Origin of the sequence: Nocardia cyriacigeorgica NBRC 100375, assembly GCF_000308555.1 — a bacterium.
In the GTDB taxonomy this organism is placed as follows: Bacteria; Actinomycetota; Actinomycetes; order Mycobacteriales; family Mycobacteriaceae; genus Nocardia; species Nocardia cyriacigeorgica.
This window is the reverse complement of sequence record NZ_BAFY01000214.1, coordinates 59,368-70,433: the sequence shown is the minus strand read 5'-3', so window position 1 is coordinate 70,433 and position 11,066 is coordinate 59,368. Positions and strand designations below refer to the sequence as shown.

The 11,066-nt window shown below is 70.6% G+C and carries 1 protein-coding gene (running past one end of the window); it reads left to right on the top strand.

Translation table 11 applies throughout. The features are described 5' to 3' along the window. The first annotated feature begins 23 nt into the window (after positions 1-23). Positions 24-11,066, top strand: partial view of a non-ribosomal peptide synthase/polyketide synthase gene (locus tag RJ05_RS22070; protein WP_444547122.1) — the 5' portion only. Its footprint extends 6,969 nt past the window's final position; the window shows 11,043 of its 18,012 coding nt (coding positions 1-11,043); the start codon lies at positions 24-26; the stop codon falls past the right edge of the window.

The window sequence follows — 11,066 nt, the reverse complement described above, 5'->3', positions numbered from 1 at the left end:
TCCGCATCGGCGAAGCCGACGGCGTGCCCTACCAGTGGGTCGACCGCGACGGCACGGTCGATATTCCGCTGATCGATGTGCGGTCCTATCCCGATCCCGTTGCCGCGGCGCAGGAATGGATGCGCACCGAGGCCAGCGCGCCGGTGGATCTGCTGCACGATCAACTCTTCGCGGGGGCGCTGCTACGGGTCGAGGCCGACCGATACTTCTGGTATCTGCGCGCGCATCACATCATTCTGGACGGGTTCGGTGCCCTGACCAACACCATGCGGGTGGCCGAGCGCTACACCGCGCGGGTACTGGGGCGGGAACCCGAAACGGTCGCTCCCGCCCCGCTGGCGACGCTGGTGGACGGTGAGCACGCCTACCGCGACAGCTCCCGGTTCGCCACCGATCGCGCGCACTGGGCCGAGCGCGTCGCCGGACTCGACGCACCCACGAGCCTCGACGGCCGCACCGCACCGCGCGCGGCGGCCAATCTGATCGCGGGCCGTCCGCTGCCCGAGGCGCTCACCGAGCGGATGAACACCCTCGCCGCGAGCCAGGATTCGACACCCGCGGTGGTGCTGCTCGCCGCCTTCGCCGCCTATCTCGGCCGCCTCACCGACCGCGACGATGCCGTGCTCAGCCTGCCGGTGACCGCCCGCACCACCGCGGTGATGCGGCGGTCGGCGGGCATGCTGTCCAATATCGTGCCGCTGCGGCTGTCGACCGGCGTCAGCTGGGGTGAGCTGCTGCGCGCGACGCGGGTGGAGGTCGCGGGCGCGCTCCGGCATCAGCGCTACCGCGCCGAGGACATCCGCCGCGACGCCGAACACGACGGTCGCCCGGCCCGGCGCGCGCTGTTCGGCCCGCTGGCCAACATCATGCTCTTCCGCAGCGATCTCACCCTCGGCACCGCGGCCGGGCAGTACCACGTGCTGTCCACCGGCCCGGTGGAGGATCTGAGCCTCAACGTCTACTACGGCGAACGCGACCGGGTGCACGTCGACTTCGAGGCCAACCCGAACCTCTACGCCGCCGACGACCTCGCCCGCCACCACGCCCGCTTCATCGGCTACCTCGATCGACTGCTCGCCACCGATCTGGACACGCCGCTGTCCGGCGTCGAGGTGGCCACTGAGCTGGAGTTGGAGGTCAGCACCAAGATCTGGAATGCCACCGATCATCCGGTCGATCCCCGCGCGACGCTGGTGTCGATGTTCGAGGCGCAGGTCGCGCGCACCCCGGACGCGGTCGCACTGCGGTTCGCCGGAGCCCCCGATCTGACTTATTCAGAGCTGGCCGCCCGCGTCAACCGGCTGGCCCGGGCGTTGATCGCCCGCGGTGCCGGGCCGGAGTCGCTGGTGGCGTTGCATATCCGGCGGTCACCGGAATTGGTGGTCGCGATGTACGCGGTGATCGCGGCCGGGGCGGCGTATGTGCCGCTGGATCCGGATCATCCTGCCGATCGCACCGCACACATCGTGGCGACGGCTCGGCCGGCCTGTGTGCTCACCGCCGGTGCCCGGCCGGATCTGGCCGATGCCACGGTCCTCGATCTCGATGACCTGAGCGACGACGGACCCGGCGGCCCCATCTGGGATCGGGAACGCCGCACCCCGCTGCGCCCGGCCCACCCGGCCTATGTGATCTTCACCTCCGGCTCCACCGGCAAACCCAAGGGCGTGGTGGTCTCGCATGCCGCCATCGTCAACCGGCTGGTGTGGATGCAGAACGCCTACCGGCTCACCCCGGCCGATGTGGTGCTGCAGAAGACACCCGCGACCTTCGACGTGTCGGTGTGGGAGTTCTTCTGGCCGCTGCACATCGGTGCCACGCTGGTGCTGGCCCAGCCGGACGGGCACCGCGATCCCGCCTACCTGCGCGCGGTGATCGCCGAATACGGCGTCACCACCGCACATTTCGTGCCGTCGATGCTCGAGGTCTTCCTGGCGCACCAGGACATGGGTGCCCGGACCTCGCTGCGCACGGTGTTCGCTTCCGGCGAGGCGCTACCCGCCTCGCTCGCCCAGCGGCTACGGGTGCTGACCGGCGCCCGGCTGCACAACCTGTACGGTCCGACCGAAGCGGCGGTGGACGTCACCTTCCACGAGGTGACCGACGCCGATACCGTTTCGGTGCCGATCGGAGCACCGGTGAGCAACACCAGGCTGCACGTGCTCGATTCGCGGCTGCGTCCGGTACCGGTCGGGGCGCCGGGTGAGCTGTATCTGTCGGGGGTACAGCTCGCCCGGGGATATGCCGGGGCGCCCGGCCTGTCGGCGGGCCGCTTCGTGGCGCACCCGTACGGAGCCGAGCCGGGGGAGCGGATGTACCGCACCGGCGACCTGGTGCGCTGGACCACCAACGGTGAACTCGAGTACCTGGGCCGCACCGATTTCCAGGTGAAGCTGCGCGGGCTGCGGATCGAACCGGGCGAGATCGAGACCGTGCTGGCCACGGTGGACTCGGTGGTGCGGGCGGTGGTCGTGGTGCGCGACGATCACGGCCTCGGCGAACAGCTGGTGGCCTACGTGGTGGAGGCCGAACCGGACACGGTGACCGCGGAGCAGCTGCGTGCCGCGGCGGCGCGGGCGCTGCCCGGCTACATGGTGCCCGCCGCGTATGTGGTGCTCGACGCGCTGCCGGTGAACGCCTCCGGCAAATTGGATCGGGCCGCCTTGCCGGCACCGCAGCGCGGGACCGTGGTGTACTCCGAACCCGCCACTCCGGTGGAGCGTGCGGTGGCGGGTGTGTTCGCCGAGCTGCTCGGGCAGCAGCGGATCGGCCGCGACGACGATTTCTTCGCCCTCGGCGGCAACAGCCTGATCGCGACGCAGGTGGCGGCCCGGCTGGGCGCCGACCTCGGCTGCCGGCTCGGTGTGCGCGAGCTGTTCGCCGCGTCCACGGTGGCGGGGCTGGCCGAGCTGATCGAGCAGCGCGGCGATTCCGGTGCCCTCGCACCGCTGTACGCGCGGCCGCGACCGGAGTTCGTGCCGCTGTCGCCGGCGCAGCAGCGGATCTGGTTCCTCAACCGGTTCGAGGACGCGAGCGCCGGCTACAACATGCCGTTCGTGGTGCGGCTGCGCGGAGCGGTGGACGTGCCCGCGCTCGCTGCCGCCCTGGCCGACCTGGTGGAACGGCACGAGGTGCTGCGCACGGTCTTCCCGGCGACCCCGCCCGGTGTGGATGCGGCCGGGTCGGCTGCCCATCAGGTGGTGCTCGAACCCGCGCAGTTCGTGGTGCGGGCCGAAGCGATCGGCGCTGCCGAGTTGGATTGTGAGCTGGCGACGTTCGCGGCCGCCGGATTCGATCTGGAACGCGAGACCCCGTTCCGGGCGCGCATTTTCGAGGTGGACGACAACAGCGTGGCGCTGGCCGTCGTCGCCCATCACATCGCGGCGGACGGTCTTTCGCTGCGCGTGCTGGCCCGCGATGTGATGAGCGCCTACACCGCCCGGCGGGACGGCGCTGCACCGGCGATGGCACCGCTGACGGTGCAGTACGCCGACTACAGCATGTGGCAGCGTGAACTGCTCGGTTCGGCCACCGACCCGGCCGCGCCGCTGGGACGTCAGCTGGAGTTCTGGACCACCGCCCTGGCGGGCGCACCGGATCTGCTCGAACTCCCCACCGACCGGCCGCGCCCGGCCGTCGCCTCCGCGCGCGGCGCGACCCACCGCTTCGAGATCCCGGCCGAGCTGTACATCGCGATCACCGAAACCGCACGGGCACACCAGGTATCGAGCTTCATGCTGGTGCACGCCGGGTTCGCGGCGCTGCTGTCGCGGCTGGGTGGCACCGACGACATCGTGATCGGCACCCCCGTCGCCGGTCGCGGCGACCGCGCGCTCGACGACCTCATCGGCATGTTCGTCAACACCCTGCCGCTGCGCGTCACCGTCGACCCCACCGGCACCGTCGATCAGCTGCTCGCTCAGGTCAAGGCGGCCGATCTGGCGGCCTTCGCGCACGCGGAACTGCCCTTCGAGCAGTTGGTCGAGGCCATCAACCCGCCACGGTCGCAAGCCCGCCACCCGCTGTTCCAAGTACTGCTCGCCTTCGACAACACGGGCGACATCAGCTTCGAACTCCCCGGTATCGCGGCACGGACCAGTACCCTGGACACCGGGGTGACCAAGTTCGATCTACAACTCACGGTCACCGATCACCTCGGCGGGGCCGGACACAGGGAAGGTCCGGCGCCGACCGGGGTGCCCGCCGAATTCACCTACGCGACAGATCTTTTCGACGCGAAAACCATCGCGGAATACGCGCGTCTGCTGCTGCGTGTGCTGCGGGCGATCACCGAGCAAGCCGACGACGTTGTCGCGGATCTGCCGTTGCTGGACCACGCCGGTCAGCGGCGGGTACTCGAGCTGGGCGACGCGACGAATCTGCGGCCGAAGCGGCGGGCGATCGCCGGCCTCCGGGCTGGGCAGATGCCGGAAACCGCTGCCGCCGAGGTGCGGACAGCAACGAACGAGGCTGTTGACCGGCCGCGCAACGGATTCCCCGATCTGCTGGACGCTCTCGGAACTGTCGCCGATGCCGATGCCGATACCGGCGCGGGGGGCACTGTCGCCGCCGCTGTGTCGGCCGATGCCGACAGCCGCCCCGCCCCGCATACACACCAGCCGAGTCCCAGGGCGGTAGGCGAACCGGCTTTGCTCGACGCCTTCGCCTATCACGGGCAGCGCACGCCCCAGGCCGTGTGCCTCATCGACGGCGACCGGCAGCTGACCTACGGCGAACTCGCCGCGCGGGTCAACCGGCTGGCGCGGCGCCTCATCGCCGCCGGTGTCGGACCGGAAACACTTGTCGCGCTGGGAATGCCGCGCTCGGCCGAGTTCGTGATCGCCGCGTACGCCGTGCTGACCGCGGGCGGCGGGTACGTTCCGCTCGACCCCGAGCAGCCCGCCGCGCGAATCGGGCAGGTGCTGGAGACCGCGCGGCCGGTGTGCGTGCTGGTCCGGTCGGGTGACGACTGGGCGATCGACGGCGTGCCCGTGCTGGCAGTCGATGACGAGCTCGCCGGCTACTCGCCCGCGCCGGTCACCGATGCCGAGCGGCTCGCGCCCCTGCGGTCGTCGCACACCGCCTACGTCATCTTCACCTCCGGCTCCACCGGGCGCCCCAAGGGTGTCGCCGTACAGCACGCATCGGTGATCAACCAGATCGATTGGATCACCGCCGAATACGACATCACCGCCGACGATGTGATCCTGTTCAAGACGCCCGCCACCTTTGATGTCTCGGTGTGGGAGCTGTTCGCGCCGACGGCGGTGGGGGCGCGGCTGGTCGTCGCCGAACCCGGCGGCCACCGCGATGCCGGCTACTTGGCCGCGACGATCGCGGCGCACCGGGTGACGATGACGTCGTTCGTGCCATCCATGCTGAAGGTCTTCGCCGACACCGCACCCGCCGAATCACTGTCGTCCCTGCGCACGGTGCTGGTCGCCGGTGAGGCCATGACCGGCGCGGCGGCCTCGGCGTTCGCCGCGGTGAGCCCGGCTGCGCTGCACAACCTCTACGGGCCGACCGAATTCACCGTGCACGCCACGCACGCGCCGGTATCGCCGCAGGCGAGCGGGCCGGTGCCGATCGGACGTCCGGTCGCGGGCAGTCAGGCACTGGTGCTCGATGCCCGGCTGCGGCCGGTACCCGACATGGTCGTGGGCGAGCTGTACCTGTCCGGTGTGCAGGTGGCGCGCGGGTATCACGGCCGCACGGATCTGAGCGCGGCCCGTTTCGTCGCCAACCCCTACGGTCCGGCCGACGCACGGATGTACCGGACCGGTGACCTGGTGCTGCGCAACCGGGCCGGCGAGCTGGAATACCTGGGCCGCAGTGATTTCCAGGTCAAGCTGCGCGGCCAGCGCATCGAACTCGGTGAAATCGAGGCGGCACTGAGCGCGTGCCCCGAGGTGCAGGCCGCTGCCGTGCGGGTCTACCGGCACACCGCCGGTGAACTGCTGGTGGGGTATGTGGTGGCCAGTGGCCCGGACCCGGTGCCCGCCCTCGATGCCCGGCTGCGCGACGTGCTGCCCTCGTACATGGTCCCGGGCGCTTACGTCCGCCTCGACGCCATGCCGCTGACCAGCTCCGGCAAGCTCGACCGCAAGGCGCTGCCCGATCCGGAACTGACCGCCGCGACCTTCCGCGCGCCCGTCAGCCGGGCCGAGCGGACGGTGGCGGAGATCTTCGCGCAGGTGCTCGGCGTCGACCGGGTCGGTCTCGACGACGATTTCTTTGCGCTCGGCGGGAACTCGCTGGTCGCCACCCAGATCGCGGCCCGCATCGCCGCCCTGCTCGACGCCGACGTGCCGGTGCGGATGCTGTTCGAACACCCGACGGTCGGCGCGCTGGCCGCCCGGCTGAGCGAGGCCGAGGGCGGCCGGGCGCGGCCCGCTCTGGTCGCGCGGGAGCGGCCCGAGCCGGTGCCGCTGTCGTACGCGCAGCAGCGCATGTGGTTCCTCAATCAGTTCGACGCCGATTCGGTCGCCGACAATCTCACCGCCGCGGTCCGGTTGACCGGGATGCTGGACCAGGACGCTTTCCGCGCCGCGGTGGGCGACGTCATCGAGCGGCACGAATCGCTGCGCACGGTCTACCCGGCGGTCGATGGCATCGCCTGCCAGCAGGTTCTGCCTGTCGAGGCGGCCGGAAGCGTGCGGGTCGACGACATCGAGCGCGATCGGCTCGATGAGCGGATCCGTGCCGAAGCCGCCACCTCGTTCCGGGTAGACCGGGAACCGCCGGTCCGCATCACCCTGCTGCGGCTCGCCGCCGACGACCACGTCCTGGTCGTGTCGATGCACCACATCAGCGCCGACGGCTGGTCCATCGCTCCGCTCACCCGCGACCTCATGCTCGCCTACGCCGCCCGCAGTGCCGCCACCGCGCCGGACTGGGCGCCGCTGCCGGTGCAGTACGCCGATTACACGCTGTGGCAGCGCGAACTGCTCGGCGCCGAGGACGATCCGGATTCGCTGCTCGCCGAACAGATCCGGTTCTGGTCGGCGGAGTTGGCGCAGTTGCCCGATGTGCTGGACCTGCCGGCCGATCGCCCGCGCCCGGCCGTCGCGTCGGGTCGCGGCGCCCGTCATGCGTTCACCATCGACGCCGCCACTCATCGGGGCATGCGCGATCTGGCGCGGCAGGCGAACGCGTCGCTGTTCATGGTCGTGCACACCGCGTTCGCGGCGCTGCTGTCGCGGTTGACCGGCCGCACCGATATCGCCCTCGGCACGCCCGTCGCCGGACGCGGGGAGCAGGCGCTCGACGAGCTGGTCGGCATGTTCGTCAACACGCTGGTGCTCCGTTCCCAGGTGCGCGCCGACCGAGGTTTCGCCGACCTGCTCGCCGCGGTCCGCGACACCGATCTGCGCGCCTTCGCCCACGCCGACGTGCCGTTCGAGCGGCTGGTGGAGGTGCTCGACCCGCCGCGTTCGGCGGCCCGTCACCCGCTGTTCCAGGTGATGCTGGATGTGCAGAACACCGCGACGACCAGCCTGGAACTGGCAGGCGTGACAGCCTCCCGGCTCGACCTCGATACCGGGACCGCGAAATTCGACCTGCACCTGACGATCACCGAAACCGTCGACGGTGAGGAACCGGCCGGGCTCGAGGCCGCCTTCGAGTACGCTACCGACCTGTTCGACGCCGCCACCATCGCCGCCTTCGCCGACCGCCTGCGGTTGCTGCTGGACGCGGCACTCGCGGACCCGCAGCGTCCGGTGGGTGATCTCGAAATGATGAGCCCCGCCGAGCGTGCGCGGGTGCTCGACACCTGGAACGCGACCGCGGCCGAGGTCCCTGCCGGGGAGACGCTGGTCTCGCTGTTCGAGGCGCAGGCTGCACGGACTCCGCACGCCGTAGCGCTCGCGTATCCCGTGGACACCGCCCATGATGCGGTGCAGGCCGCCGTCCACCGTTCCACATCGCAGACCTTCGCGAACCTGAGCTATGCGGAGTTCGCGAGCCGTGTGAATCGCCTGGCACGCCTGCTGATCTCGATCGGGGTGCGGCCCGACAGCACGGTGGCGGTGGCGATGCCGCGGTCGCTGGATCAGGTGGTCGCGATGTATGCGGTGATCACCGCCGGTGGGGCGTATGTGCCGGTGGATCCGGAGCATCCGGCCGAACGCATCGGCCACGTGCTGCGGACGGCGCGGCCGGTGTGCGTGCTCACGCGGTCGACCGACGGGCTGGATCTGCCCGTATCCGAGGGTGACGGTGCGCGGCTGTGGGCGGTGCTCGACGTCGACCAGTTCGACACCTCCGACTACTCCGACGCCCCGCTGACCGATGCCGACCGCCTCGGTCCGCTCACCGACGCGCACGCGGCCTACGTCATCTTCACCTCGGGTTCGACGGGCCGGCCCAAGGGTGTGGCCGTGACCCATGCGGCGATTGTGAACCGGTTGGCGTGGATGCAGGCGGCCTATCAGCTGAATTGTGCCGACACGGTGTTGCAGAAGACGCCGTTTACCTTCGACGTGTCGGTGTGGGAGTTGTTCTGGCCCTTGCAGATCGGGGCGCGGCTGGTGCTGGCCGCGCCTGACGGCCACCGCGATCCGGCGTATCTGGCCGAGGTGATCGATGCCGAGACCGTCACCGTGGCGCATTTCGTACCGTCCATGCTGGCCGCGTTCATCAGCTCGCCGGCGCTGGCGGTGCCGGGCCGTGGCGAGTCGCTGCGGATGGTGTTCGCTTCCGGTGAGGCGCTTCCCGCCGCGCCCGCGCACCGGCTGCGCGAGCTGACCGGTGCTGCGCTGCACAACCTGTACGGGCCGACGGAGGCCGCGGTCGACGTCACGTTCCACGAGGTGACCGAGGCCGACACCGCGTCGGTGCCGATCGGTGCGCCGGTATTCAACACGCAGGTGTACGTGCTCGACGCCCGGCTGAACCCGGTCCCGGCCGGTGTCGCGGGTGAGCTGTATCTGGCCGGTGCGCAGCTGGCCCGCGGCTACGTCGGCCGTCCGGATCTCACGGCGGATCGTTTCGTCGCCAACCCGTTCGGTACTTCCGAGCGCATGTACCGCACCGGCGACCTGGTGGCGTGGAATGCCGACGGCGAACTGGAGTACCTGGGTCGCACCGATTTCCAGGTGAAGCTGCGTGGTCTGCGCATCGAGCTCGGCGAGATCGAGGCCGCGCTGGACGAGCTCGACGGCGTCGCCCGCTCGGCGGTCCTGCTGCGCGACACCACCGTGGGCGATCAGCTGGTCGGTTACCTGCTCGCCGAACCCGGTCACGATATCGACCTCGACACAGTGAAATCGGCTCTGGCCGAGCGCCTTCCGTCCTACATGCGTCCGTCCGCGTTCGTGGTGCTGGACGAGTTCCCGGTCAACGCCTCCGGCAAGCTGGATCGCGGCGCGCTGCCCGCACCGATCCACGAGGCGGCCGTCTTCCGGGCGCCGGCCACCGCCGCCGAACAGCTCGTCGCCGACACCTTCGCCGCGGTGCTCGGGATCGAGCGAGCCGGCCTCGATGACGATTTCTTCGCCCTCGGCGGCAACTCGCTGAACGCGACCCAGGTGGTCGCCCGCGTCGCCACCGCCCTCGACGCCGAGCTGGGTGTGCGGGAGCTGTTCGACGCGCCCACCGTCGCCGCGTTCGCCGCCCGCGCCCTGTCGCGGCGCGGCACCCGGACCGGGCACGCGCTCGTGCGCCGGGAGCGCCCGGCCCGGATTCCGCTGTCGCCCGCGCAGCAGCGCATGTGGTTCCTCAACCGGTTCCTGAGCGAGGACGCTGGTGTCGGGGACGCCGTCGACAACATCCCGGTGGCCTTGCGGCTGACCGGCGAGCTGGATCGCGAGGCCCTGGCCGCGGCGATCGCCGATCTGGTCGGACGTCACGAAACGCTGCGCACGGTTTACCCCGACGGCACCGACGGCCCCGCGCAGCGCATCCTGCCGGCCACGCACGCCGTGACGGTCGCGGACACGGCATTTGCCGCCCCACTGCTGCGCACCGAGACCGTCACCGCGAGCGAACTACCGCACCGCCTCGCCGCCCTCGCAGCCCAACCATTCGATCTCACCATCGAAACCCCGCTCCGCGCGGCCCTGTTCACCATCGAACCCACCGACCACGTGCTGGCCCTGGTCCTGCATCACATCAGCGCTGACGGTTTCTCGCTCGGCCCGCTGGCCCGCGATCTGATGACGGCCTACACCGCTCGTCGTGACGGCCGCGCGCCCGAGTGGGACGAGCTGCCGGTGCAGTACGCCGACTACGCGCTCTGGCAGCACGAGCTCGCCGCGTCCGAGCAGCATCGGCGCGCGCTCGAGCACTGGCGCCGCACCCTCGACGGTCTGCCCGAGCAGCTGGAACTGCCCACCGATCGGCCGCGTCCCGCCGTCGCCACCCAGCGCGGTGCGACCTTCCGGCTGCACATCGACGCCGAACTGCACAGCGAGCTGCGCGAACTCGCCCGCAAGCGGGAGACCACGCTGTTCGGCACCATGCACGCGGCGCTGGCGGTGCTGCTGTCGCGGCTGTCCGGCAGCGCCGATATCGCCATCGGTACGCCGGTCGCCGGACGGGGTGCGGCCGAGCTGGACCAGTTGGTCGGCATGTTCGTCAACACGCTGGTGCTGCGCAGTCATATCGACACCAGGCAGCGGTTCGAAACCGTCCTCGACCAGGTGCGGGCCGCCGATCTGGACGCGCTTTCGCACGCCGAGGTGCCCTTCGATCAGGTGGTCGATCTGGTCGCGCCGGCTCGCGCCCGCAATCGTCATCCGCTGTTCCAGGTGGCGCTGACGTTCCAGAACTTCACCCTGCCCGCACTGGAATTGCCCGAGCTGACCGTCCGGCCGGTGGAATTCGACGCCGGCGCGGCGAAATTCGATCTGCAATTCACCGTTCGCGAATCCGATCCGGACGGCCGCGCCGATGGCATGGATATCGATATCACCTACGCCACCGATCTTTTCGACGCGGAATCCGTCGCGGTGCTCGGGCGCCGCTTCACGCAGGTGCTCGCCGCGGTCGCCGCCGATGCGACGGTGGTCGTCGGCGATATCCAGGTGCTCTCCGCCGAGGAACAGCAGCGCGCGCTCTACGAA